24 protein-coding genes and 1 tRNA gene are annotated in these 25,073 nt (G+C 63.4%); 13 read left to right on the top strand and 12 right to left on the bottom strand.

Features of this window, described 5'->3' with window-relative positions; all coding sequences use genetic code 11:
- Positions 1 to 6: 6 nt before the first annotated feature.
- The 7 genes from FJ953_RS05825 to rnhA all read left to right on the top strand — a co-directional run bounded on the left by FJ953_RS05825 (position 7) and on the right by rnhA (position 5,514).
- Positions 7 to 639, top strand: coding sequence for a cytochrome c oxidase assembly protein (locus FJ953_RS05825; RefSeq protein WP_140514826.1), 633 nt, complete (start codon positions 7 to 9; stop codon positions 637 to 639).
- Position 640: 1 nt separating this feature from the next.
- A complete protein-coding gene (locus FJ953_RS05820) occupies positions 641 to 1,519 on the top strand; it encodes a cytochrome c oxidase subunit 3 (protein WP_140494964.1) in 879 nt (292 codons plus the stop codon).
- Between the two features lie 263 nt (positions 1,520 to 1,782).
- Positions 1,783 to 2,169 carry a DUF983 domain-containing protein gene (locus FJ953_RS05810; RefSeq protein WP_140494962.1) on the top strand — a complete coding sequence of 129 codons (387 nt, stop codon included), beginning with the start codon at positions 1,783 to 1,785 and terminating at the stop codon, positions 2,167 to 2,169.
- A complete protein-coding gene (locus FJ953_RS05805; RefSeq protein ID WP_181169779.1) occupies positions 2,166 to 2,918 on the top strand; it encodes an SURF1 family protein in 753 nt (250 codons plus the stop codon). The genes FJ953_RS05810 and FJ953_RS05805 overlap by 4 nt, the downstream gene beginning before the upstream one ends.
- Before the next feature lie 87 nt (positions 2,919 to 3,005).
- A complete protein-coding gene (gene ispH / locus FJ953_RS05800) occupies positions 3,006 to 4,016 on the top strand; it encodes a 4-hydroxy-3-methylbut-2-enyl diphosphate reductase (protein WP_140494960.1) in 1,011 nt (336 codons plus the stop codon).
- A 5-nt stretch (positions 4,017 to 4,021) separates the two neighbouring features.
- On the top strand, positions 4,022 to 4,984 hold the full coding sequence (locus FJ953_RS05795) for a homoserine kinase (protein ID WP_140623526.1): 963 nt from the start codon (positions 4,022 to 4,024) through the stop codon (positions 4,982 to 4,984).
- The gene (gene rnhA, locus FJ953_RS05790; protein WP_140494956.1) at positions 4,981 to 5,514 is read left to right on the top strand and encodes a ribonuclease HI; all 534 of its coding nucleotides are present in this window, start codon (positions 4,981 to 4,983) and stop codon (positions 5,512 to 5,514) included. The genes FJ953_RS05795 and rnhA overlap by 4 nt, the downstream gene beginning before the upstream one ends.
- A 172-nt stretch (positions 5,515 to 5,686) precedes the next feature.
- On the opposite strand, the gene FJ953_RS05785 is transcribed toward rnhA, so the two are convergent.
- The 3 genes from FJ953_RS05785 to FJ953_RS05775 form a co-directional block, all read right to left on the bottom strand.
- On the bottom strand, positions 5,687 to 6,166 hold the full coding sequence (locus FJ953_RS05785; RefSeq protein ID WP_140520804.1) for a DUF2938 domain-containing protein: 480 nt from the start codon (positions 6,164 to 6,166) through the stop codon (positions 5,687 to 5,689).
- A gap of 2 nt (positions 6,167 to 6,168) precedes the next feature.
- The gene (locus tag FJ953_RS05780) at positions 6,169 to 6,651 is read right to left on the bottom strand and encodes a peroxiredoxin (protein WP_140520803.1); all 483 of its coding nucleotides are present in this window, start codon (positions 6,649 to 6,651) and stop codon (positions 6,169 to 6,171) included.
- Positions 6,652 to 6,737: 86 nt separating this feature from the next.
- A complete protein-coding gene (locus FJ953_RS05775) occupies positions 6,738 to 7,544 on the bottom strand; it encodes a protein-disulfide reductase DsbD domain-containing protein (protein WP_140514836.1) in 807 nt (268 codons plus the stop codon).
- A gap of 169 nt (positions 7,545 to 7,713) precedes the next feature.
- Here FJ953_RS05775 and FJ953_RS05770 point away from each other — a divergent pair, with 169 nt between their 5' ends.
- Entirely contained in the window at positions 7,714 to 8,322 is a 609-nt protein-coding gene (locus tag FJ953_RS05770; protein WP_140494949.1) for a YqgE/AlgH family protein, read from the top strand.
- A gap of 22 nt (positions 8,323 to 8,344) precedes the next feature.
- Here the strand turns inward: FJ953_RS05770 and FJ953_RS05765 are convergent, their stop codons facing one another.
- From FJ953_RS05765 to thrC, 4 genes are read right to left on the bottom strand one after another with little or no spacing between them, the layout of a single operon-like run.
- Positions 8,345 to 11,233 (bottom strand): EAL domain-containing protein, encoded by a 2,889-nt coding sequence (locus FJ953_RS05765; RefSeq protein WP_140514838.1) that lies wholly within the window; start codon positions 11,231 to 11,233, stop codon positions 8,345 to 8,347.
- Positions 11,234 to 11,236: 3 nt separating this feature from the next.
- Positions 11,237 to 11,833, bottom strand: a complete 597-nt coding sequence (locus FJ953_RS05760; protein ID WP_140494945.1) for a GNAT family protein — start codon at positions 11,831 to 11,833, stop codon at positions 11,237 to 11,239.
- 15 nt (positions 11,834 to 11,848) lie between these two features.
- Positions 11,849 to 13,141, bottom strand: a complete 1,293-nt coding sequence (locus tag FJ953_RS05755; protein ID WP_140494943.1) for a pitrilysin family protein — start codon at positions 13,139 to 13,141, stop codon at positions 11,849 to 11,851.
- A gap of 14 nt (positions 13,142 to 13,155) precedes the next feature.
- Complete coding sequence (thrC, locus tag FJ953_RS05750) at positions 13,156 to 14,553, bottom strand: threonine synthase (RefSeq protein WP_140623524.1); 1,398 nt, start codon at positions 14,551 to 14,553, stop codon at positions 13,156 to 13,158.
- A 129-nt stretch (positions 14,554 to 14,682) separates the two neighbouring features.
- Here thrC and FJ953_RS05745 point away from each other — a divergent pair, with 129 nt between their 5' ends.
- Entirely contained in the window at positions 14,683 to 15,408 is a 726-nt protein-coding gene (locus tag FJ953_RS05745; protein WP_140494939.1) for a hypothetical protein, read from the top strand.
- Positions 15,409 to 15,443: 35 nt separating this feature from the next.
- On the opposite strand, the gene FJ953_RS05740 is transcribed toward FJ953_RS05745, so the two are convergent.
- Positions 15,444 to 16,133 carry an HAD family phosphatase gene (locus tag FJ953_RS05740; protein WP_140623522.1) on the bottom strand — a complete coding sequence of 230 codons (690 nt, stop codon included), beginning with the start codon at positions 16,131 to 16,133 and terminating at the stop codon, positions 15,444 to 15,446.
- Between the two features lie 165 nt (positions 16,134 to 16,298).
- Between FJ953_RS05740 and FJ953_RS05735 the strand changes: the two genes are divergently transcribed.
- On the top strand, positions 16,299 to 17,432 hold the full coding sequence (locus FJ953_RS05735; protein ID WP_140623520.1) for a site-specific DNA-methyltransferase: 1,134 nt from the start codon (positions 16,299 to 16,301) through the stop codon (positions 17,430 to 17,432).
- A gap of 66 nt (positions 17,433 to 17,498) precedes the next feature.
- Here FJ953_RS05735 and FJ953_RS05730 read toward each other — a convergent pair whose 3' ends face one another.
- Both FJ953_RS05730 and mutY read right to left on the bottom strand, forming a co-directional pair.
- Positions 17,499 to 18,110: an HAD family phosphatase gene (locus tag FJ953_RS05730; protein WP_140494934.1), complete on the bottom strand. Its 612-nt coding sequence runs from the start codon at positions 18,108 to 18,110 to the stop codon at positions 17,499 to 17,501.
- Positions 18,103 to 19,320 carry an A/G-specific adenine glycosylase gene (mutY, locus tag FJ953_RS05725; RefSeq protein WP_140623518.1) on the bottom strand — a complete coding sequence of 406 codons (1,218 nt, stop codon included), beginning with the start codon at positions 19,318 to 19,320 and terminating at the stop codon, positions 18,103 to 18,105. Before mutY ends, FJ953_RS05730 begins: the two co-directional genes overlap by 8 nt.
- Before the next feature lie 56 nt (positions 19,321 to 19,376).
- Between mutY and FJ953_RS05720 the strand changes: the two genes are divergently transcribed.
- The 3 genes from FJ953_RS05720 to smc all read left to right on the top strand — a co-directional run bounded on the left by FJ953_RS05720 (position 19,377) and on the right by smc (position 24,336).
- Positions 19,377 to 19,877, top strand: a complete 501-nt coding sequence (locus tag FJ953_RS05720; RefSeq protein WP_140494930.1) for a DUF721 domain-containing protein — start codon at positions 19,377 to 19,379, stop codon at positions 19,875 to 19,877.
- A gap of 142 nt (positions 19,878 to 20,019) precedes the next feature.
- The gene (locus FJ953_RS05715; protein WP_140494928.1) at positions 20,020 to 20,763 is read left to right on the top strand and encodes a DsbA family protein; all 744 of its coding nucleotides are present in this window, start codon (positions 20,020 to 20,022) and stop codon (positions 20,761 to 20,763) included.
- A 114-nt stretch (positions 20,764 to 20,877) separates the two neighbouring features.
- Positions 20,878 to 24,336 (top strand): chromosome segregation protein SMC, encoded by a 3,459-nt coding sequence (smc, locus tag FJ953_RS05710; protein ID WP_140623516.1) that lies wholly within the window; start codon positions 20,878 to 20,880, stop codon positions 24,334 to 24,336.
- Between the two features lie 77 nt (positions 24,337 to 24,413).
- Here smc and FJ953_RS05705 read toward each other — a convergent pair whose 3' ends face one another.
- Both FJ953_RS05705 and FJ953_RS05700 read right to left on the bottom strand, forming a co-directional pair.
- On the bottom strand, positions 24,414 to 24,782 hold the full coding sequence (locus FJ953_RS05705; RefSeq protein ID WP_140494924.1) for a VanZ family protein: 369 nt from the start codon (positions 24,780 to 24,782) through the stop codon (positions 24,414 to 24,416).
- 66 nt (positions 24,783 to 24,848) lie between these two features.
- Positions 24,849 to 24,923 (bottom strand) — tRNA-Gln (locus tag FJ953_RS05700).
- Positions 24,924 to 25,073: the final 150 nt, after the last annotated feature.

The raw sequence follows: 25,073 nt of genomic DNA, 5'->3' as shown, positions 1-25,073 counted from the left end.
CGGGAGATGGGTGTCGACACGAGCGCCAAACCGGCCGGGCACAACAGCAACCGCCTTGTTGCGGCCGTCTGCCTTGCCTTCTTCACCGGCATGATCGGCATGGCCTATGCCGCGGTGCCGCTGTACAAGATGTTCTGCCAGGCGACAGGCTATGGCGGCACGACGCAACGCGTCGAGAAGCAGTATGCCGGCCGCGTGCTCGATCGCGAGATCACCGTCCGCTTCGATGCCAATATCGCCGGCGTGCCGTGGGATTTCCAGCCGGTCCAGCGCTCGATGACCATGAAGATCGGCGAGACGGTGCAGGCGCACTATCAGGCGACCAACAAGTTCGATCGCCCCATCACCGGCCGCGCCACCTTCAATGTCCAGCCTGAACTGGCGGGTCCCTATTTCAACAAGGTCGAATGCTTCTGCTTCACCGACACCACGCTGAAGCCCGGCGAAACGCTTGACATGCCGGTCCTGTTTTACGTGGACCCCGATATCGTCAACGTGCCGGAACTGAAGGACGTGAAGACGATCACCCTGTCCTACACGATGTTTCCGGTCGAGAAGAACAAGCCGGTCGCATCGTCAGAGCCGGTCCAGGGCAACAGCAAGACAATTTCAAATACCGAAGGAAATCTCGGGGGTTGATATGGCAGACGCGCACGCAAAACATCACGACTATCATCTCGTCGACCCGAGCCCGTGGCCTTTCCTGGGATCGATAGGGGCGCTCGTCACCGCCTTTGGCGGCGTTTGCCTCATGGAATACCTGAAGGGCGGCTCGTTCCCGATCTTCGGCTTCAACATCGCCAATCCGTGGCTGTTCTTCATCGGCCTCGCGATCGTCCTCTACACCATGTTCGCCTGGTGGTCGGACACGATCAAGGAAGCGCATGAGGGCCATCACACGCGGGTCGTGTCGTTGCATCTGCGCTATGGCATGATCATGTTCATCGCCTCCGAGGTGATGTTCTTCGTCGCTTGGTTCTGGGCCTATTTCGATGCCAGCCTGTTTCCGAGCGAAGCCCATCAATATGCCCGCACCGCGTTCACCGGCGGTGTCTGGCCGCCGAAGGGCATGGAGGTTCTCGATCCTTTCCACCTGCCGCTCTATAACACCGTGATCCTGCTGTTGTCGGGCACCACGGTCACCTGGGCGCACCACTCCCTTATCCACGGCGATCGCAAGGGGCTGATCAACGGGCTGGTGCTGACCGTCGGCCTCGGCATGCTGTTCACCATGGTGCAGGCCTACGAGTACATGCATGCTCCGTTCGCCTTCAAGGATTCCATCTACGGCGCCACCTTCTTCATGGCGACCGGCTTCCACGGCTTCCATGTCATCATCGGCACCATCTTCTTGGCCGTCTGCCTGATCCGGGCCATGAAGGGCGATTTCACGCCCAAGCAGCATTTCGGTTTCGAGGCTGCCGCATGGTACTGGCATTTCGTCGACGTGGTCTGGTTGTTCCTGTTCGCCTCGATCTATGTCTGGGGATCGGTCGGCGCGGTAATCGAAGCCCACTGATACCGGTCTGATGACTTTGAAGGGGCGGCTGCGGCAACGTGGCCGCCCTTCTTCTTTTCGGTCCAATGCGATCCGGGCGGTTGCGAGGGCGCACAGTGTCGATGCCGGCGGTATGATCATGATCCACGCCAGCCGAACGGATTCGGCGGCTGCTTCAATTGGTCGGCTGGACCGACGGCGGCATTGCCGTTACGGACTCCGGCATGGACGAAGTCTGGGCGGTGGTGATCGATGGAACACCCATCAGGATTGAGCGGTAAGCAATGAGCGACGACAAGGCGATCTGGCCTCCGATCGACCCTATTTCCGCGGGCTTGCATGGACGCTGCCCGCGCTGCGGCGAGGGGCGGCTGTTTTCCGGCTTTCTCACCGTAGGCAAACGCTGCACCAATTGCGGTCTTGATTATTCCTATGCCGATGCCGGCGACGGGCCCGCGGTTTTCGTCATCCTGATCATCGGCTTCATCATCGTCGGCCTGGCGCTCTGGGTCGAAGTGACGCTGAGCCCGCCGCTCTGGCTGCATCTGCTGGTCTGGATCCCGCTGGCGCTGGTGCTGTGCCTGACGGCGCTCCGGCTGATCAAGGGGGTGCTGCTTACGCTGCAGTACCGCAACAAGGCGGCCGAGGGCCGGCTGGATCGCGGCGAATGACCGACATGTCCGCCAAGGGCGGTCGTTCGCGGCCAGGATCGGTATTGCTGCTTGGCATTGGCCTCGTCCTGCTCCTGATCCTGCTGGCGCTCGGCACCTGGCAGGTCCAGCGCCTGCACTGGAAGGAAGGTCTTATCCAGACCATCGACCAGCGCACCCACTCGCCGCCGCTCCCGCTGGCCGAGGTGGAGAAACAATTCGCCTCGACTGGGGACGTCGACTACACGCCGGTGACGGTGACCGGCACGTTCCTGCATTCCGGCGAGCGGCATTTCTACGCAACATGGGAAGGCGAAGCCGGCTTCAACGTCTACACGCCGCTGGCCCTCGACGATGGCCGCTTCGTCCTGATCAATCGCGGTTTCGTGCCATACGATCTGAAGGATGCCGCCAAGCGCGCCAAGGGACAGGTCGCGGGCAAGGTCACGGTCACCGGCCTCGCTCGCAATCCGCTGCCGGCAAAGCCGTCGATGATGCTTCCCGACAACGACGTGGCGAAGAACATCTTTTACTGGAAGGACCGTGACGTGATGGCGGCGAGCGCTGGCTTGCCGGCGAGCGCCAAGCTGGTGCCAATCTTCATCGACGCCGACAAGACGCCGAATCCGGGCGGTTTGCCCATCGGCGGTGTCACCATCATCGACCTGCCGAACAGCCATCTGCAATATGCCGTGACCTGGTATGGGCTTGCCGCGGCACTTGCCGCCGTTCTCATCCTGCGGCTTCGCAGGCCAGCGAAAGAGGAATGAGCGCGACCGACCCGCTTGAAGGGCCATCGCCCTTGACAGGACGGGGGTAGGCACCTCATTTCGGCTCTGATCAAACGGCCCGGATTCATGCTTCAGACCACGACAAAGCCTTCTCTGACGATCCGCCTCTGCCAGCCGCGCGGTTTTTGCGCCGGCGTCGACCGTGCTATCCAGATCGTCGTGCTGGCGCTGAAGAAATATGGCGCGCCGGTCTATGTCCGCCATGAGATCGTGCACAACCGCTATGTCGTCGAGGGTCTGCAAAGCCTTGGCGCCGTCTTTATCGAGGAACTTTCCGAGATTCCGGCCGAACATCGGCAGTCGCCGGTCGTCTTTTCCGCGCATGGCGTGCCGAAGTCGGTACCGGCGGATGCCCAGGCGCGCAATTTGTTCTATCTCGACGCCACCTGTCCGCTGGTCTCCAAGGTCCACAAGCAAGCGATGCGCCACCAGCGGCTCGGCCGCCACGTGCTCCTGATCGGCCATGCCGGACATCCCGAGGTGATCGGCACGATGGGACAATTGCCGGAGGGTGCGGTAACGCTGATCGAGACCGAAGCCGATGCCGCGAGGCTTGCGCCGGCGGACCCGAAGGCGCTCGGCTTCGTCACCCAGACCACGCTATCGGTCGAGGACACGGCCGGCATCATCCGCGCGCTGCAGGACCGCTTTCCCGACCTGAAGGCGCCGGCGGCGGAATCGATCTGCTATGCCACCACGAACCGTCAGGAAGCGGTCAAGGATACAGCCGCGGGCGCCGATCTCTACCTGATCGTCGGCGCGCCCAATTCCTCCAATTCGCGGCGTCTTGTCGAAGTGGCTGAGCGTGCGGGGGCTGCGATGTCGCTTCTCGTGCAGCGCGCCGCCGAGATTCCGTGGGATGACATCGGCGACATCTCGACGCTCGGTCTGTCGGCGGGGGCATCCGCCCCGGAGATCATCGTCGACGAGATCATCGATGCGTTCCGCCAGCGCTTCGATGTCACGATCGACCTGGCCATCACGGCCACCGAAACGGAGGATTTTCCCGTCATGCGGGTACTGCGCGATGTCGAACTGACGGCGGCCGACATGGCTTTCGTCAACGGGGCGCCGTAAGGCACATGGCGGTCTACACCGACGTTGCGGAAGGCGAACTCGGCGCATTCCTGAAGCACTACCCAGTCGGCGATCTCCTGTCCTACAAGGGCATCGCGGAGGGCACCGAGAACTCGAATTTTTTGCTGCACACCTCCAGCGGCTCCTACATCCTGACGCTCTATGAAAGACGGGTCGAAAAGGCGGATCTGCCGTTTTTCCTCGGGTTGATGGGTCATCTCGCCAAAAAGGGCGTGTCCTGCCCGCTGCCGGTAACCGCGCATGACGGCAGCGTCATCGGCACGCTGGCGGGCCGGCCGGCCGTCATCATCACTTTCCTCGAGGGTCTCTCGCTCCGGCGACCGACATCCATCCATTGCGCCGAGGTCGGCAAGGCGCTGGCCTCCCTGCACCTGGCCGGTGCCGACTTTCCGATGATCCGCCCCAATGCGCTCGCAATCGACGGCTGGCGCAAGCTCTGGTCGGCAGCTCGCGACCGTGCCGATGAGGTCGAGCCGGGCCTTGCGGCCGAAGTCGACGCCGACTTCGCCGACTTCGAGCGGAATTGGCCGAAGGGTCTCCCGGAAGGCATCATCCACGCCGATCTTTTCCCGGACAATGTGTTCTTTCTCGGCGAGAAGCTCTCCGGCTTGATTGATTTTTATTTCGCTTGCAACGACCTCTACGCCTATGACGTCGCCACATGCCTGAACGCCTGGTGTTTCGAGAAGGATTTTTCCTTCAATCTCACCAAGGGCAAGGCGCTGCTTGCCGGCTACCAAGGTGTGCGGCCTCTGAGCAATCAGGAAAAGGCGGCACTTCCGATGCTGGCACGGGGCTCGGCGCTGCGTTTCATGCTGACCCGGCTGTATGACTGGCTGACCGTTCCCGGTGGCGGGCTGGTAATGAAACGCGATCCGACCGAATACATCAGGAGAATGCGGTTTCATCGGACGATCAAATCTGCTTCGGAATATGGGCTGGCATGAGCAAACACGTTGAGATCTTCACCGATGGCGCCTGTTCGGGCAATCCTGGCCCGGGCGGCTGGGGCGCGATCCTGCGCTTCAACGGCGCCACCAAGGAACTATCGGGTGGCGAGGCCGAGACGACCAACAACCGCATGGAATTGCTTGCCGCCATCTCGGCGCTGAATGCGCTCAAGGAGCCTTGCACCGTCGATCTTCACACCGACAGCAAATATGTCATGGACGGCATTTCAAAGTGGATCCATGGCTGGAAGAAGAACGGCTGGAAGACCGCCGACAAGAAGCCCGTCAAGAACGGCGAACTCTGGCAGGCGCTGGATGAAGCCAATCGGCGTCACAAGGTCACCTGGATCTGGGTCAAGGGCCATGCCGGCCATACCGAGAACGAACGCGCCGACGAACTCGCTCGTGAGGGCATGGCGCCGTTCAAGAAGGGCCCGGTCAGGCTTGTTTCTACCCCACCCAAGCCGGTCTCGCAGTCCAAGCAGCCGGCGGTGGCAAAGGCGCGGCGTTCGACCCAAAGCTATTGAATTCCGGGGCGGCACCATCCCCAGGCTGGGATCTCTGTCATGCCGGGCCCGCACTATGTGACGCATCCCCAGGTTCAGGTGGACGCCAAGATTCCGGTGCCGGAATGGGACGACGCGCGCCGAATTGTCCACGGGTGGCGGCCGATCGGCAGGCCGGCACAGCCGCAGATCCTCAGCGGATCAGCAGCGCCGTACCGTAGAGTCCGAAAGCGAACACTGTGTGTGACACCAGATTCAGCGCCCGTACCTTCATCGGGTTGGGCCGCTTCGACGCTGCCCAGCCCGCGCCCATGCCGGGCGCCAGCAGGAACCAGCCGGCGCCGACCGTGACCATGCCGAGGATGAAAGCCGGCAGGAAAGTCGGCGCGACAAGCCAGCCCGCTCCGGCCACCACGACAAGGATGATGCCGTAGACGATGCCGACAAAATAGTGAAAGGCCCAGCCCAAAGCCGATTCGTGTACATAGGGCGTCGCATCGCCAATATCGTCGTGAAAGACTTTTTCCCGTAAATGCCAGACCCAGCGGCCAACGGGGGCCCAGTTCGGCCGTGCTTGACCGAACATCTTGTAGAGAAGAAAGGCCCAGATATCCATCAGCAGCGTGGCGCCGACGCCGATCGCCACGCTACGCCAGACGATGTCGAACGTCATGGTCAGAGCAGTTCGAGGATCTTGGCGGCGCCGGATTCATCGACGCCGGGCTTGGTCTCGACATTGAGGGCGGTGACCTTGCCGTCATCGACGATCATTGAAAACCGCCTCGACCGAAGACCCATGCCTCCGCCGGAGAAGTCGGCGTCGAGGCCGATCGCCTTGGCGAAGTCGCCATTGCCGTCGGCGAGGAACAGGATCTTGCCTTCACCGCCGGTGAAGCGTGCCCAGGCGCCCATGACATGGACGTCGTTGACCGAAACCACGGCGACCGTATCGACACCGCGCGCCAGGATGGCGTCGCGGTTCTCCAGGTAGCCCGGCAAATGATTGTTGCTGCAGGTCGGCGTGAAGGCGCCAGGCACAGCAAACAGCACGACCTTCTTTCCCGCAAAAATCTCGGCCGTCGTGATCGGCTTGGGACCGTCGGCAGTCATCGTCTTGAACGTCGTATCGGGCAGTCTGTCGCCAGCGGAAATGGTCATGAGTTCCTCGCTTGGGAGAATGGGGAAGGACGTAGCCTTGGGTAGCGAACTATGCGGTTTCCCGCAACCATCGCGGAGGGGCTGGATCAAGGGAAAGGCAAGAGCCCTTCGACCGCGCCTGCCGAACTCGTCAGCGTATAGTGAAGTCCGCCATCCGTGGGTGTCGTCGATGGCCGGTCGAGGATCGGCACAGTGAAGACCAGCTTGCCGTCCTTCTGGCTACGGGCCGGCGAACCGAACATGTAGTCGCGGTCTCCTGCGACGAAGAAGTCCGCCGCTTCCGGATCGCCGGGAAAGCTCGCCTCCACAACCAGCGTTTCATGGTCGCCCGGCAGCACGTTGATGCCGAAGTCGGATCTTGCCGGCGCGGGCAAGGCGGCGAAGCTCGCCTTGACCAGCTCCGCGTCCTCGGCATTGTCCGGGTCGGAGCCGGGGTCGACGGTCAGCCGCGTCTGCACAGGGATGCATATCGTCTCGCAAATGCCAAGGAAAATGTCGGCGTCGATGACGGACGGATCCTTCGCGGCCGACAGCGTGAACGTCACCGGCAGCGAGACCGGATAGTCGTAGCCCGCCCATTTGCCGTAGCCGTCGTCATGACGCTTCGGCGCCGGGAAGGAAAGGCTGGCATCGGAAATGTTGGTGCTGGCCGAGATATCGAGTTGCGGCGGCACGCCCGCGTCGCCCGGGTCGCGCCAATAAGTCTTCCAGCCAGGCTTGAGCGCTATGTCGAGAACGCCCCGAATGCGGCCGGCATCGTCGGGCTTGCCGCTCGTCACCAGCCGTACCTTGCCGCCTTCGCTGTTGTACCAGGCGGACGAAGAGGCGGCGGCTGGGAGTGTGATTGCCGATCCGATAACGGCGCCGAGCAACAGGATTTTCAAGCTTTGCATGGGGATGATTTGATCGTCCGTTCATGGCCGTGCAATGATTTCATGGTCTTGCCGGTATCATATTTGCGTGACCTTTGCCGCAGGTAATGATCGGCCTGCGGCACGGGCTTGGTCGAAAACCGGCGCGGTACATCTTTTCGGCGCCCGGGAAACGCGTTACCCTCTGATCATGGACTTGTTGCGCCACAAGAAGACGGCCGCCGGCAGTGGCTTTCTCGACGATCAGTTCCTCATCGCCATGCCTGGCATGAAGGACGACCGTTTCACGCGCTCGGTCATCTACATTTGCGCCCACAGCGATGAGGGCGCGATGGGCCTGATCATCAACCAGACGCAGCAGATGCTCTTTCCGGACCTTTTGGTGCAACTTGGCATCATGAACGAGCACGAGGCGATCCGGTTGCCCGCCCGTACCCGTGATTTCGTCGTTCGCAATGGCGGGCCCGTCGACCGCAGCCGCGGCTTCGTGCTGCATACGGGCGATTACCGGGTGGAGTCTTCGTTGACCGTTTCCGACGATGTCTGCCTGACCGCGACCGTCGACATATTGCGCGCTATATCGTCGGGCCGGGGACCCCGTCACGCGCTGATGGCGCTGGGCTATTCGGGTTGGGGCGCCGGCCAGTTGGAAACCGAGATAGCCGAAAACGGCTGGCTGACCTGTCCGGCCACTCCGGAGCTTCTGTTCGATACCGACATCGAGCGCAAATACGACCGGATTCTCGCCTCGATCGGCATCGACCTCGCGCATTTGAGTGTAGCGGCCGGCCACGCCTGAGCTCCAGCGGCGTGAAAGCCAACTACGCCTGCGTCAGCGGATACTGTTCCTTCAGCGTCTTCAGCACCTGATCCCCGGGCATCGGGGCGCCGAACATGAAGCTCTGCACATATTCGCAGCCCATCTGGCGCAGCTCTAGCGCGTCGCGCTCGTCCGAAATGCCTTCGGCGACCACCGACAGGCCGAGCTCATGCGCCATGCTGACCATGGATTTGAGCAGCACGGCGCGTTTGGGCGTGCTGTCGTCCACGAAACTCTTGTCGATCTTGATCGTGTCGAAGGGAAAGCGCGTCAGATAGGCGAGCGAAGAATAGCCGGTACCGAAATCGTCCAGCGACAGGCCGATGCCGAGCTGCTTCAGCTTGGTCAGCACATGGGCAGTCTGCTCGGGATTGTCCATAACCAGCGATTCCGTGAGCTCGAGCCGGAAGCAGCGCGGCTTCAGATTGGCCCGCGCAATCACGGAGCGGACGTCGCTGACCAGGTCGCGGCGGATGAGCTGGCGGCTGGAAAGGTTGACCGAAACCGACAGCGGCGCGTCGCCGATCTGCTTTTGCCATGCCGCCAGATCCTCGGCGGCCTGCTGCATGGCGAACAGCCCAAGCTGTACGATCAGCCCGCAGCTTTCGGCGACCGGAATGAAATCCGCCGGCGGGATCATGCCGCGGCGCGGATGGTCCCAGCGCAGCAATGCCTCGAAGCCGGCGACGCTGCCATCTTCCAGCCGAACGATCGGCTGGTAGGCAAGCGTGAATTCGCGCCGTTCGATGGCACGGCGCAGGTCGGATTCGAACTGCAGCCGATCGGTGCCGACGGTGCGGAAGGCCGGGCGGAACGGTTCGATCCTGTCGCCGCCGAAGCGCTTGGCCTGATGCATGGCAAGCTCGGCGTCCTTGACCATGTCCTCGGCCGAGGTCTGCGCCGAGGTCCAGGTGATCAGCCCGATCGAGGCGGTCAGCACGATCTCGCGCTTGGCAAAGGTGATCGGGGCGTTGATGGCATGCTTGATGGCGTCCGCCACCGCCGCGATGCGGGCCGGGTCCTGCTCGGAAAGCAGCATCAAGGCGAACTGGTCGCCGGCGAAGCGTGACAGCGAGTCCTTCGGCTTCAAGAGCCGGTGCAGGCGTCGCGCGATGGTGAGCAGGATGGTGTCGCCGGCCGAGATGCCGAGCCCGTCATTGACCTGCTTGAAGCGGTCGATGTCGATGACGAAGACGGTCGGGCGCACCTTCTCTTCGGTCCGTGCGATCGAGATGATCGCCTCGAGGCGGTTCATGAACAATTCGCGATTGGGCAGGCCGGTGAGGTTGTCGTGAACCGCGTCGTGCAGCAGCCTCTCCTCGGATTTTTTCTGCTCGGTGACGTCTACCATGGTGCCGACACAGCGGATGACCTCACCGTCCGATCCGATAACCGGGCGCGCGCGCAGCGCAAACCAGTGATAGTGGCCGTCGGCGCCGCGCAACCGGAAGTTCTGCGCCACCTTGCCGCGACGGTGCTCGAGCACCACGTCGAGCGTGGTGCGGAACGTGTCGCGGTCATCGACATGCAGCACCGGCAGCCAGTTGCGGGCTGCACCCCCCAGGCTGTTAGGGGCGAGGCCGAGCTGGATGCTGACGTCGGGCTTGGTGACGACGCGGTCGCGCAGCACGTCCCAGTCCCACACCGTGTCGCCCGAGCCGGCCACCGCCAGCGCCTGCCGCTCGAGGTCGGAGAACAGGCCCTGGTGCAGCGCGCCTCCGGCGAAGGCATGCTGCATGACGGTGAAGCCGATCAGCAGGATGATGAGGATCAGACCGCCGCCAAGCGCCGGCTGGGCGATGTCGTTGTCGAGCATGCCGGTTATCGCCATCCACGATCCGCATAGCCACAACAGCACCATCACCCAACTGGGCACAAGCATGATCGCGCGATCATAACCGCGTATGCCGAGGAAGATGATCAGGCCGAGCCCGGTCAGCGCGGTGGCGGCGAAGGACAGCCTGGCAATGCCCGCGGCAACCGCCGGGTCGACGATGGCGACGCCGGCGATCAAGAGCAGGCCAAGGATCCAGACCAGCGCCCCATAGCTGAAATGGCCGTGCCATCGATTGAGATTGAGATAGGCGAACAGGAACACCACGAAAGTCGCCGCCAGGGCCACCTCCGTTCCCGCCCGCCACATCTGCTCGTTGCCAGGCGATATCTCGATGATCTTGTTGAGGAAGCCGAAATCGACGCAAATATAGGCAAGCACGGCCCAGGCGAGTGCCGCTGTCGCAGGGAACATGGAGGTTCCCTTGACCACGAACAGGATGGTCAGGAACAGCGCGAGAAGCCCGGCGATGCCGATGACGATGCCGCGGAACAGCGTGTAGGAATTGACCGAGTCCTTGTAGGATTCCGGATCCCAGAGATAGACCTGCGGCAGCTTGGGCGAGGCGAGTTCGGCGATGAAGGTGATCACCGTTCCCGGGTTCAGCGTCACCCGGAAGACGTCGGCGTCGGGGCTGCTCTGGCGGTCGAGCGCAAAGCCTTCGCTGGGCGTGATGGCGGCGATACGGGTCGAGCCGAGATCCGGCCAGAAGATGCCGGAATTGACCAGTCGGAAATGCGGCGCCACGATCAGCCGATCGAGCTGCTGGTCGGTGGTGTTGGCAAGCGCGAACACGGCCCAGTCGCCGGTGGAACGGGCGTCATTGGCCTCGACCTCGATGCGTCGTACGATGCCGTCGGGCCCGGGCGCGGTCGAAACCTGGAAGTTTTCGCCCTGGTTGCGGTAGATTTCCACGGCGCCGGACAGATCGAGCGCGACATCGTCGCGAGCGATCTTGATCGGTTCGACGGCAAAGGCCGAGGACGCCGCGCACAGCGTCAGGATCGTCGCGAGGACAAAGGCGAACAGCGGCCCGTTGCGCAGGAATTTCGTCAAAAATCAGTCCTTCGTTCCAGCGCCTGGCGGATCGTCCGCGATCCGGGCGTAGAGGTAGTGGTCCTGCCAGATGCCATTGATCCTGAGGTAGGATCGCAGAAGTCCTTCGCGCCGGAATCCGGCTTTTTCAAGCACACGGATCGACCTGATATTGTCGGGAATACAGGCCGCTTCGATCCGGTGCAACCTCAGCGTATCGAAGGCGAAGCGGGTCACGACCTTGACGGCGTCGGTCATCAGGCCACGGCCGCCGAAGCGCTCGCCGATCCAGTAGCCGACATGCCCGCTCTGCGAGACCCCGTGGCGTATGTTGCCGAGCGTAATTCCGCCAGCCAACCTGCCGCTCGACTTCTCGAATATGAAGAAGGCGATCGCGGTTCCCTGCGCATAGTCCTCGCGGTAGCGGCTGATGCGCAGTCGCCATGCCGCCCGGTCAAGCTCGTCCGGCGCCCAGCGCGGCTCCCATGGTTCGAGGAATGCCCGGCTCTCGCCGCGCACAGTCGACCACTCCCGGTAGTCATTGGTGAACGGCACGCGCAGCGTCACGCGGTCGCCCTTCAGTGCCGGCAGGTCGCGGCGAAAGAAAGGGAGCGCGAACACGGCGCTTGTGCGGGCTTAGACGGCGAGCTTGCGGGCCGTGGTGGGCGTGCCCGGAAGCGAATCGAGGATCGCTTCGTATGGCGCCAGCGTACCCACGGGCCCTACAGCGGTAAGCGTCGGTTTGGTCGAGAACAGCCGTGACGACAGGTCGGTCAAACGATCGACCGTCAGCGCCGAGAGCCGCTCCATCAGTTCCTCCTTGGCGATCGGCCGGCCGAACAAGAGCAGCTGTCGCGCGATCTGCGAGGCGCGGCTGGCCGGACTTTCCGCCGACATGATCAGACCTGCGCGGTATTGTGCGCGCGCCCGGTCCAGCTCTTCCTGCAGGATGTTCTCGCCGGCCTTCTGCAATTCCTCGATGATGACGGGCACCAGTTCGGCGATGTCGCTCTGCCCGGTCGCGGCATGGACGCCGAATATGCCGGTGTCGGAAAAGCCCCAGTGGAAGGCATAGACCGAATAGCACAGGCCACGCTTTTCGCGGACTTCCTGGAACAGCCTGGACGACATGCCGCCGCCGAGGATCATCGACAGCACCTGCGAGGCGTAGAAATCGCGCACATGGTAGGCGCGGCCTTCGAAGCCCAGCACGATCTGCGCGTCCATCAGGTCGCGGTCCTCGCGGAAATCGCCGCCAACATATTGCGCATATTGCGGGATGGTGTTGTCGGCCTTGGTGCGGAAACCGCCGAGCTGCTTTTCCACCTCGCGCACGAAATTGTCGTGCTTGATGTCGCCGGCGGCCACGATCACCATGCGTTCGGCGCCGTATTGGCGCTCGATGAAATCGTGCAATTGCTTCGAGGTAAAGGATTTGACGGTCTCCGGCGTGCCCAGAATCGAGCGGCCGATGGTCTGGTGGCGAAAGGCGGTCTCGGTGAACCGGTCGAACACGATGTCATCGGGCGTGTCGTGCGCGGCGCCGATTTCCTGCAGGATCACGTGTTGCTCGCGTTCGAGCTCCTGCGGATCGAATTCCGATTCCTGCAGGATGTCGGCAAGAATGTCGACGGCCAGCGGCACGTCGTCGGAGAGCACCCTGGCATAGTAGGATGTGGTCTCGACGCTGGTGGCGGCGTTGATCTCGCCGCCGACGTCCTCGATTTCCGAGGCGATCTCGAAGGCTGTTCGCCGCTTTGTGCCCTTGAACGCCATGTGCTCGAGCAGATGGGCCATGCCATGCTCTTCGTCACGTTCATTGCGGGCACCCGACTTGACCCAGGCACCCAGGGCAACCGATTCGATGCTTGGAAGGGTTTCGGTGGCGACTGTCAGGCCGTTCGACAGACGGCTTACCTCAACACCCATATGGTTCGTACTCCTTAACGCGCCGCTCGCGCACGGCGGCTGACGTAATCTTCCACCATTTTCAGGTCGGATGGAAGTACCGTGTATTTTTCCTCCGATGTCATCAATCCACCTAGCCATGCGGGCAGTGCGGGTGACACGCCGCTGGCGGCCTCGACGGCGGCCGGGAATTTTGCTGGGTGCGCAGTGCCCAGCACCACCATCGGCACGGCATTCGAAGCCTTGCCGGCCGCGACATGCACGGCTGCCGCGGTATGCGGATCAAGCAGGTAGTTGCTGGCCGCGAGCGTCGAGCGGATCGTCGCGGCGACCTCGTCCATAGCTGCGCGGCCGGCATCGAATTCGGCCCGCATCCCCGCGATTTCCGCGGCTTCTATGGTGAAGGCGCCGGATTGTTTGAGCCCGGCCATGTAGCGCCGCACGGTCGCCGGGTCGCGGCCCGACGCCTCGAACAGCAGGCGCTCGAAATTCGACGACACCTGGATGTCCATGGAAGGCGAGGTGGTCGCGAACACGCCCTTGGTGCGGTATTCGCCGGTCGCGAAAGTGCGTGCCAGTATGTCGTTGTCGTTGGTGGCGATGACCAGCCGATCGATCGGCAGGCCCATTTTTTTGGCGGCGTAGCCGGCAAAGATATCGCCGAAATTCCCTGTGGGCGCGGTGAAGGAGACGGGGCGATCGGGCGCGCCGAGCGACAGGGCCGAGGAGAAATAATAGACGATCTGGGCCATGATGCGGGCCCAGTTGATTGAATTCACCCCCGACAGCGAGACACGGTCGCGAAAGCCGTGATCGTTGAACATGTCCTTGAGCATGCCCTGGCAATCGTCGAAATTGCCTTCGATCGCCAGGGCATGCACGTTCTCAGCCTTCGATGTCGTCATCTGCCGTTGCTGCACCGGCGACACGCGGCCATGCGGGAAGAGAATGAAGATGTCGGTGCGGCTGCGCCCGGCGAAAGCGTCTATCGCTGCTCCGCCGGTGTCGCCCGATGTGGCTCCGACGATGGTGGCATGCTGGTTGCGTTCGGCGAGCACATGGTCCATCAGCCGGGCGAGCAACTGCATCGCGACGTCCTTGAAGGCGAGCGTAGGTCCATGGAAGAGTTCGAGGATAAAAGCGTTGGGGCCGGTCTGGACCAGCGGGCAGACAGCCTCGTGGCGGAAGGTGGCATAGGCCTCCCGCACCAGACGCTCGAACACGGGAGCCGGGATTTCGTCGCCAAGAAACGGCGACAGCACGCGGATGGCCAGCTCGGAATAGGCCAGGCCGCGCATGGCGCGGATCTCGGCCATCGAGAATTGCGGCCACTGGCGCGGCACATAGAGCCCGCCGTCGCGTGCCAGGCCTGTCAGGACGGCATCGCAAAACCCAAGCGCGGGCGCCTCGCCGCGGGTACTCACATATTGCATCGTCACAATTCCGTTACTGCCTTGGGTTTTCGACCCACGCAAGGTGGTTAATTTCTACGCTGGCTCAGTCGCATTTTTGCCGCGCGGTTGATATACGTCACCAGCTTTGCGAGAGGGAAGTGCAGTTTCATGGCGTTTCATACATTCAGCGGTCGCTTTTTCGCGGGTCTTGCGCTCACCGGCTTTATGCTTGCCGCCGCCGGCTGCCAATCAGGCGACAACGGTATGCTGAACCTGGGTTTTGGCAAGAAGGACCCGACCGCGCCACCGCCGCCGCAGGACCCCAAGATTCTGGCCAGCCAGTTGAATGCCTATTGCCCGAGGGTGATGCTTCGCGACGGCACGGCATTCTTCAACACCTACGCCAACGAAGCCCGGAAGCCCAGGCCCAAGCTCAAGAAGACCGGCGACGCCGCGCAGGATGCCGCGGCCCAGGCTGCGGCCGATGCTGCCGCTGCTACTCCGCCGGACGATTCGGCGAGGGTCATTTATCAGGCCTCGATCAGCGACGTGACCCGCGATTGCAGCCGCGCCGACGGACAGCTGACGATGAAGATCGCCGTCGCGGGCAAAATCGTGCCAGGGCCGAAATTCACGCCCGGCACCATCACCATGCCGATCCGCACCGCGGTGATGCATGGCACCGAGGTGCTTTATTCGCAGATCCACCAATATCAGGTCCAGGTTACCGACCCCTCGGTCGCCACGCAGTTCGTCTTCACCGATTCCAACATCGTCGTGCCGGCGCCGACGGCGCAGGACTATCAGGCCTATGCCGGCTATGATGAAAACGCGCCGAAGGCCGCGACCGACAAATCGAAGAAAAACAGGAAGAAAGCCGCCGCGACCAACTAAATCCGCAGGGGTGCTCGTCGGGGCCTAGCGGACGCTCACACGTCCGCCGACCATTCTGATAGGGCGGCCAGCGTGCCGCTCAGATCCGCCCAGCGGCGGATCACCGTCTCGGCGCCCGCCTCCGTCAGCGCATCGGCATGGCCGGGATAGCTATGGGCGGCGCCCGTGAACCCGATGACACGCATTCCTGCCGACCTTGCGCCGGTCACGCCGTGCACGGAATCCTCGATGACGAAAGTGTTTGCCGGATGGGCGCCGAGCTTTTCGGCGGCGAACAGGAACACGTCCGGAGCCGGTTTGGTTTTTCCGGTCGGCGTCTCCATCGCGGAGAAGATGCGCCCGGCAAAGAATGGCAGCAGATGCACCTTCTCCAGCATGAATTCTATCCGCTCCGAGCGTGAGTTGGAGCAGATGCAACGTTGCGCCGTCACCGAGGCGACCGCTTCGCGCACGCCCTCGATGGCACGAACGTCGCTGCGCAGTTTCCGGTCGACCAGCTCTTCGGCGCGATCGATCAGCGAAACCTGGAACGGGATGTTGGACTTCTCCTCAACCCGCATCAGAATGTCCTTGAACGTCAGCCCCGCATAAGTCTCGGCAATCTCCTCGGCCGAGATTCCGTATCCGGACAAGGTCAGGAGCTCGGCCTCGACGCGCGCGGCGATGACTTCGGAATCGACGAGCACGCCGTCGCAATCGAAAATGACAAGGTCTGGCTGGGGCATGGTGATCCGGGCAATGAGAACGGGCAGGCTTCAGGCGGCGCGGCATACACCAACGGGCACGTCGGCGCAAACCGGCGGCGTCCGATCGCTGCCCTTCACCGAATATTTACGCTGATCGGTAACCATAACCGGGAGTAAACAGTAACGCGTGCCTTGGGTGTAAAAATGTCAGCCGTGCGTCTTGTCGACGAGCTTTCCCATGCTCCCCAGCAATCCGAATGGCTGGACACGATCCTGAAGGGCGACTGCGTCGCGGCGCTCGACCGGCTGCCCGAAAAATGCATCGACGTCATCTTCGCCGATCCACCCTACAATCTGCAGCTCGACGGCGACCTGCACCGGCCCGACCAATCCAAGGTCGATGCGGTGGACGACGACTGGGACCGGTTCGAGAGCTTCGAGGCCTACGATGCCTTCACGCGCGCCTGGCTGCTGGCCGCGCGCCGGGTGTTGAAGCCCAACGGCACCATCTGGGTCATCGGCTCCTATCATAACATCTTCCGGGTCGGCGCCAAGATGCAGGATCTCGGCTTCTGGATCCTCAACGACGTCGTCTGGCGCAAGACCAATCCGATGCCGAATTTTCGCGGTCGCCGCTTCCAGAACGCGCATGAGACGATGATCTGGGCCTCCCGCGACCAGAAGGGCAAGGGCTATACCTTCAACTACGAAGCGTTGAAGGCGTCGAACGACGACATACAGATGCGTTCCGACTGGCTGTTCCCGATCTGCACCGGTGGCGAGCGGCTGAAGAACGACAATGGCGATAAACTGCACCCGACGCAGAAGCCGGAGGCGCTGCTCGCCCGCATCATGATGGCCTCGACCAAGCCGGGCGACGTCGTGCTCGATCCCTTCTTCGGCTCCGGCACGACAGGCGCGGTGGCCAAGCGCCTTGGCAGGCATTTTGTCGGCATAGAGCGCGAGCAGACCTATATCGACGCCGCCAATGAACGCATCGACGCGGTGCGGCCGCTCGACGGCGCGGACCTGACCGTGCTCACTGGCAAGCGCGCCGAGCCTCGCGTCGCCTTCGTCAGCCTGATCGACACCGGGCTGGTGACGCCCGGTGCTACGCTCTACGACGCCAAGAAGCGCTGGGCGGCCAAGGTTCGCGCCGATGGCACGGTGGCGATCGGCGACAGTGCCGGATCGATCCACAAAATCGGCGCCGAAGTTCAGGGCCTGGATGCCTGCAACGGCTGGACCTTCTGGCACTATGAACGCAGCGGCGGCCTGACCCCGATCGACGAACTGCGTCGCATCGCGCGTCTCGGCATGGAAAGGGCAGGGGGCTGACCCTGCCGATTGCCGCGGCCTTGGCGTTGGTTCAAAGTCTCAACGAAGCGCCCGAAGTGATTCAAATCACGCCTTGATTCCGAGCCGCTCAAGATCTGCTTGAAGTGTCTTGGCATCGGTGAACAGCACTGCTTGCCAGCCGGCCGCCTTCGCGCCGTCCACATTCTTCTGGCTGTCGTCGATGAACAGCGTCGCGGACGGTTCGAGCTCGAACGCGGCGACGTGATGGTCGTAGATGTCGCGATCCGGCTTGATCTTGCCGATCTCACCCGAAATGGTGACACCGCGCGGACGATTGAGAAAATCGAAGCGTTTGCGCGCTTCGGCCAGCGTATCGGCGGCGAAGTTGGTCAGCATGGTGACATCGTGGCCGCTGTCGATCAGACCGACCATGATGGCGACGCTGTCGTCATAGGCATGCGGCACCATGTCGTGCCAGTGGCGGCGAAAATTGCGGATGTTTTCCGCGTGATCCGGGTGGTCCGCGATCAGCAGCGTTTCCGCCTCTTCCCATGTCCGGCCGCGGTCCTGCTCGATGTTCCAGTCATGCGTGCAGACATTGTCGAAGAACCACTTTCTCTCCTCGGCATCGGGAATAAGCCGGCTGAACGGGATGTTCGGGTCGTAGTGAATCAGCACTTTGCCGATGTCGAACACGATGTGGCGGATTTCAGTCATGGGGCCTCTCTGCACTGTTCGGTGACGGCTTTTTCGTCGCGCCGGGTATCGCAGCCTCGATTGCCTTTTTCATGACAGTGGGCAGCGCTTCACCCGAAATGTCCGATGGCAGCGACCAGAAATGCCCGGCGGGCGTCTCGCCGGTGCTTCGGGCGAGGAAGATTTCGAGCTCGAGCGCAAAATGGGTGAAGACATGCGCGATCCGGCCGACTTGTCGCCAGTCGCCGGGAAAGGGTGCGGCCGCCGCTGTGGTCGCGCCGTCCAGCCGCGCCGTCCAGCCGGTCGTCGGCACCTCGGTCATGCCGCCGAGCAGCCCTTTGTCGGCGCGTTTGCGCAGAAGAATGGCACCGTCGCTTCGCACGGCGACGAAGGCTGCGCCGCGCCGCAGCGGTTTGTCGGCCTTGGGCAGGCGCACGGGATATTGTTCAGGATCGCCTGAAACGACCGCGCTGCAGCCCTCGCGCAGCGGGCAAAGCATGCAGCGCGGCCGGCGCGGGTTACAGATCGTGGCGCCGAGGTCCATCATCGCCTGAGCGAAATCGCCGGGCCTCGTCGTGGGAACCATGCGCTCGACACGGGCGCGAATGTCGGCCTTGGCTTCGCTGAGCGGCGTGGCAATGGAGAACAGGCGGGTCACGACACGTTCGACATTGCCATCGACGACGGCAGCCGGCCGGTCGAAAGCGATCGCCGCGATCGCCGCCGAAGTATAGGCGCCGATGCCCGGCAATTCCTTCAAGCCGGCTTCCGTATCCGGAAACCGGCCGTCGCGCCCGGCCACCAGATCGGCGCAGGCCTTGAGGTTGCGGGCACGGGAATAGTAGCCGAGCCCTGCCCAGGCTTTCATCACGTCCTCGACGGGCGCCGCCGCCAGCGCCGCGACATCAGGCCATTTCTCGACAAAGGCGCGAAAATAGGCCTTCACGGCTTCAACCGTGGTCTGCTGCAGCATGACCTCCGACAGCCAGATCCGGTAAGGATCGGGCCGCACGCCACGGGCATGGTCGCGCGGGGTCACGCGCCACGGCAACTCGCGATGATGCACGTCGTACCATGCGAGCAGGCGGGATGCGGTATCGCCAGCTTTGCTGCTGTCCCCGGACGCAGCTCTGCTGCTGTCACTAGACGCAGCTTTGCTGCTGTCACTAGACGCAGCTTTGCTGCTGCTGTCCTCTGATATGGCCTTGCGGGTCTGCTCGTGCGGTGCCATTGATCTCGTATCGGCCTCGGCCGGGAAGAGTGGAGGTGGGTGGCTGGAGAACGCACATGGCAGGGAAAAAGCCCTTCGGCAATCCCGTTCCGGTGAGCGATCTCGCCACCGCGATCCTCGACCCGGTGCTGCGCAAGCGGGCGGGCATTTCGGTCAGCCTGGTCCAGTCGTGGGAAGAGATTGCCGGTTCGCGCCTGGCCGGCCATTCGCGCCCTGAAAAGATCCAGTGGCCTCGGCGGCTGCACGAAGACGACCCGTTCGAGCCGGCCGTGCTGGTGATCGCCTGCGAGGGCATGGCGGCGCTCCATCTGCAGCATGAGGCCGGCGAGATCATCAATCGCGTCAATGCATTTCTCGGCTTCACGGCCATCGGCCGCATCAGGATAGTGCAGAAGCCGGTTCTAAGTGAAAAGGCGCGGCCGAAACCACCCGTCAGGCCTCTCAATGAGGCGGAAAAATCAAGACTGTCGCACATCGTCGGCAAGATAGAAGACGATGGCCTGCGTGCCTCTCTGGAGCGGCTCGGCGCCACTATTCTGGGACAAAGAAAGTCATAGCACCGTCGCCAATCTCGCGATTTCGTGATTATAAGCTTCAAGTTTCACGATTGGATTGGGGACGGCGATGCCTTAATTCGCGCCAACTCTCGCCTTTTCGTGCCTTTGCGTTGCAAAATCCAACCCCTGTCAGGTGATTCGTATGAACCGTCCTCCGTTCGGCAAAAGCTTGTCCCGCAGAAACCTGCTGTCTTCGCTGGCCGCCATTCCGGTGGTGGCCGTGCTTGCGGCATGCAGCGACTCTGGTGAGGAAGCCAAGGCGGCCGATGTGAAGCCTGCCGCTCCCGCCGCACCCGCGACATCGGCCACGCCGGCCGCCGTCAAGGCGCCGGAGGCTCAAGGCACCGTCGACATGGCCGAACTGCTTAAGCCCGGCGCATTGCCCGACAAGCAACTCGGCAAGGACGACGCCAAGGTCACGATCGTCGAATACGCCTCGATGACCTGCCCGCATTGCGCGCATTTTGCCGAAACCACCTTTCCGGAATTGAAGAAGAAATACATCGATACCGGCAAGGCGCGCTATATTCTGCGCGAATTCCCGTTCGATCCGAGCGCCGAGGCCGGTTTCATGCTGGCGCGCTGCGCCAAGGACAACTACTTCCCGATGGTGGATGTCCTGTTCAAGCAGCAGGCGAACTGGGTGGGCGTGTCCAACACCAAGGATGCGCTGCTGCAAATCTCCAAGCTCGCCGGTTTTACACAGGAGTCCTTCGAAGCCTGCTTGACGGACCAGAAACTTCTGGACGATGTGAGGGCGGTCCAGAAACGCGGCGCCGACGAATTCAAGGTCGACTCGACGCCGACCTTCTTCATCAACGGAAAGACCTACAAAGGGGCGATGTCGATTGAGGAAATGTCGGCCATCATCGACCCTCAGCTCTGACGTCCTGGCGATGCCGAAGCGGCAGCGCTTCGGCATGCGTGGCCTTTGGCCGTGCTGCGCGCCGCCGCAAACCCGCGGCGCGTTTTCGCAAAAGTCGCTTTCAGGGCGGCGTGAATGAAGTTTTCGCGCCTTCGCCTCCTCGGTTTCAAATCCTTCGTCGAACCAGGCGAGTTCGTGATCGAACGCGGCCTGACGGGCATTGTCGGGCCGAACGGCTGCGGCAAGTCTAACCTTGTCGAGGCGCTGCGCTGGGTGATGGGCGAAAGCTCCTACAAGAACATGCGCGCGTCCGGCATGGACGACGTGATCTTTTCCGGCTCGGGCACGCGCCCGGCACGCAATACCGCCGAGGTCACGTTGTTCCTCGACAACAGCGATCGCTCGGCGCCGGCAGCCTTCAACGACGCCGACGAATTGCAGGTCTCGCGCCGCATCGAGCGTGAGGCGGGCTCGCTCTACCGTATCAACGGCAAGGAAGCGCGCGCCAAGGACGTGCAGCTTCTGTTCGCCGACCAGTCGACCGGCGCGCGTTCGCCCTCGATGGTTGGCCAGGGTCGCATCGGCGAGCTGATCCAGGCCAAGCCCCAGGCGCGCCGCGCCCTGCTGGAAGAAGCGGCCGGCATTTCCGGCCTGCATACGCGCCGCCACGAGGCCGAACTCAGGCTCAAGGCCGCCGAGCAGAACCTCGAGCGCCTGGATGACGTCGTTGGCGAGCTGGAAAGCCAGATCGAAAGCCTGAAGCGCCAAGCACGCCAGGCCTCCCGCTTCAAGAACCTGTCGGCCGACATCCGCAAGGCCGAGGCGACGCTGCTCCATCTGCGCTGGACGCTGGCCAAGGCCCAGGAAGGCGAGGCACGTTCGGCGCTGGCCGTCGCCACCGCCCTGGTTGGCGACCGCGCCGCCGCCCAGATGGCGGCCGCCAGGGAGCAAGGTATCGGCGCGCATCGGCTGCCCGATTTGCGTGACGCCGAAGCTGCGGCGGCCGCGGCCTTCCAGCGCCTGTCGATCGCCAGATCGCAGATCGAGGAAGAAGCCGGCCGCATCCGCGCCCGTCAGGCGGAACTCGAGCGCCGGCTCCAGCAGCTCGACGGTGACATCGCCCGCGAGGAGCGCATGGTGCGCGACAATGCGGATATCCTCGAACGCCTGCGCGCCGAGGAAGCAGCGCTCAACTCCGAAAATGGCGGCGCGGCCGAGCGTGAAGCAACCACCCGCGCCGCCTTCGAACAGGCAGCCGCGACGCTCTCGCAGAGCGAAGCCAGGCTTGCAGCACTTACCGCCGAGCGGGCCGAGGCCGCCGCTTCGCGCAATCAGGTCGAGCGGACGCTGCGCGAGACCGCCGAGCGTCGGGACCGTTTCGCCCGCCAACTCGCCGATGTCGACCGCGAATTGTCGGAAATGCTCTCCAAAGTCGCGGGCCTGCCCGACCCGGCCGAGAAGCGACTTCTGGTCGAGGACGCGCTGGCGCGGCTCGAAGAGAGCGAGGCCGGCGCGATTGCCGCCGAACAGGCGGTCGCCGAGGCGCGCGCCGCCGAAAATGCCGCCCGCCCGCCGTTACAGGACGCCAGGGCCGAACTGGCGCGCATCGAAACCGAAGCCCGCACGCTGGCCAAGATCCTGAACGCAGCCAGCGGCGATCTCTTCCCGTCCGTGCTGGAACAGATCAGCGTCGAGCGCGGCTATGAGACGGCCTTGGGCGCCGCCCTCGGCGAGGACCTTGACGTGCCGCTCGACCGCAGCGCCCCGGTGCATTGGGGCGAGAGCGCGATCCAGACCGGTGACGCCGCGCTTCCCGAAGGCATCAAGAGCCTGGCCAGCGTGGTACGTGCCCCGGCGCAGCTTGCCCGCCGGCTGGCGCAGATCGGCATTGTCGAAGCCGCCGACGGCCGCCGCCTGCAAGGGCTGCTCGCGCCCGGCCAGAGGCTGGTCAGCCCTGAGGGCGCGCTGTGGCGGTGGGACGGGCTGACCGCCAGCGCCGACGCGCCGACCGCGGCCGCGCAACGCCTGGCGCAAAAGAACCGGCTGGCCGAGCTCGATGCCAAAGCGGTGCAGGCGACGCTTGTGCTGCGCGAGGCCGAGGCAGTGCTCGCACAGGCCGAACAGTCGCTTCGCGAGGCCAGCGAGGCCGAGCGCGCCGCGCGTCAGGCCGGACGCGACGCCCAGCACGGGCTGGACGCCGCCCGCAACGCGCTGGCCGAAGCCGAAAAGGCCGGCGGCGAGTTGGCGAGCCGGCGCGCCGCCCTGGACGAGGCCCGCGCCCGTATTGTCGACAGTCATGAAGAAACTTCGGCCGCCTTTGCCGAGGCGGAAATGCTGCTGCAGGACGCGCCCGATCTCGGCGACCTGCAGATACAGCTCGAGCAATCCTCGGCCAATGTCGCCCGCGACCGCGCCACGCTCGCCGATGCGCGTGCCGTCCATGAAGGGTTGCGGCGGGAGGCCGAGGCGCGTTCGCGCCGGCTCGATGCGATCGGCGCCGAGCGCAGCAACTGGCTGGAGCGCGCCGAGAACGCTTCGACGCAGATCGCCTCGCTGGGCGAACGCAAGGCAGAGGCCGAGGCCGAACGCGAGAGATTGGCCGACGCACCCGACGAGATCGATGCCAAGCGGCGCGCCTTGCTGTCGCAGCTCACCGAAGCCGAGACCTTGCGCAAGGCGGCAGCCGACCGTCTGCAGGAAGCGGAGAACAGGCAGGCCGAACTGGACAAGGCGGCCACCGGCGCCATCCAGTCGCTGGCCGAGGCGCGCGAGACCCGTGTCCGCGCCGAGGAGCGCTTGACCGCGGCCGACGAGCGCCGGCTGGAGGTCGAGGCGCGCATCCAGGAGACGCTGAACACGCCGCCACATCTGGTCATCCGCCATACCGGGCTGGAAGCGGACGATCCGATGCCCGAAATGGCCGAGATCGAGCGCCAGCTCGACAGGCTGAAGATCGAGCGCGAGCGGCTCGGCGCCGTTAACCTGCGCGCCGAGGAAGAGCAGAAGGAGCTTTCGGACCGGCTGGAGACCATCGTCTCGGAGCGCGAGGACATCATCGAGGCGATCCGCAAGCTCCGGCAAGCGATCCAGAGCCTCAACCGCGAGGGCCGCGAGCGGCTTCTCGCGGCCTTCGACGTGGTCAACGGCCATTTCCAGCGGCTGTTTTCGCATCTCTTCGGCGGCGGCACGGCGGAATTGCAGCTGATCGAATCCGAGGATCCGCTTGAGGCGGGGCTTGAAATCCTTGCCCGTCCGCCCGGCAAGAAGCCGCAGACCATGACGCTGCTGTCCGGCGGCGAACAGGCGCTTACGGCGATGTCGCTGATCTTCGCCGTGTTCCTCACCAACCCGGCGCCGATCTGCGTGCTCGACGAGGTCGATGCGCCGCTCGACGACCACAATGTCGAACGCTTCTGCAATCTGATGGACGAGATGGCCAAGACCACCGAGACGCGCTTCGTCATCATCACCCACAATCCGATCACCATGGCGCGCATGGACCGGCTGTTCGGGGTGACCATGGCCGAGCAGGGCGTCAGCCAGCTCGTTTCGGTCGATCTGCAGGCAGCCGAAGCCATGCGCGAGGCAAGCTGACTTCACCTCAACGTGCCGTGCTGAAGCCTGATTTTGAGCGTTGTCTTTCGCGGTAAGGCAGTCGGTTCGGCTTCTTCTCACCTTGCGCGTTGCACGATCCAGGTCGCCCAGATCGCGGCCAGCAGACCGCATGCAATGCCAATGCAATCGGCAACCCAGTCGAGCACGTCGAAATCGCGGCCTATCGCCGTGGTGCCCTGGAGAATTTCTATGGCAGCGCCGACAAAGGCGAGGAAGACGATCAGCGCCGGCTTGTGCCGCGGCCAGCCGAGGCTGCCCAGGAAAGCCAGCACGGCGAATGCGCTGGCGTGATTGAGCTTGTCATAATGGAAGCCGATATCGATTCCGAATTGCTTGAGGCGATGTGCCGGCAGCAGCGCGAGAACGAGGACGGCCAGGAGCGTGACGACAAAGGCAATCCGCTCGGCGACGGAATAGATTCTCATTCTGCTCCAACAACATGTCTCCGGTATAAACCGTAACCTATGTGTCCGGAACGGACCTTGCGCGCTTGGCTGGGGCGCCAGGATTCGAACCTGGGAATGTCGGTACCAAAAACCGATGCCTTACCACTTGGCGACGCCCCAGCAGCTGACATGCGTCGACTGCGCGCGGCCTTATAGGCTGTGCCGGTGGAAAGCTCAATGCCTGGAGATTGCGATGTCGTAAGCAGATGAGTTGTCCGGATTAGGTAGCACGTGAGTTGTCCGGTTTTATCGCCAGCGGATGGAGGCTGG

The organism is Mesorhizobium sp. B2-3-6, from assembly GCF_006442305.1.
Classification (GTDB): Bacteria; Pseudomonadota; Alphaproteobacteria; order Rhizobiales; family Rhizobiaceae; genus Mesorhizobium.
Note: the sequence above shows the minus strand (reverse complement) of the source record. Positions and strands in the feature narration are given on the sequence as shown.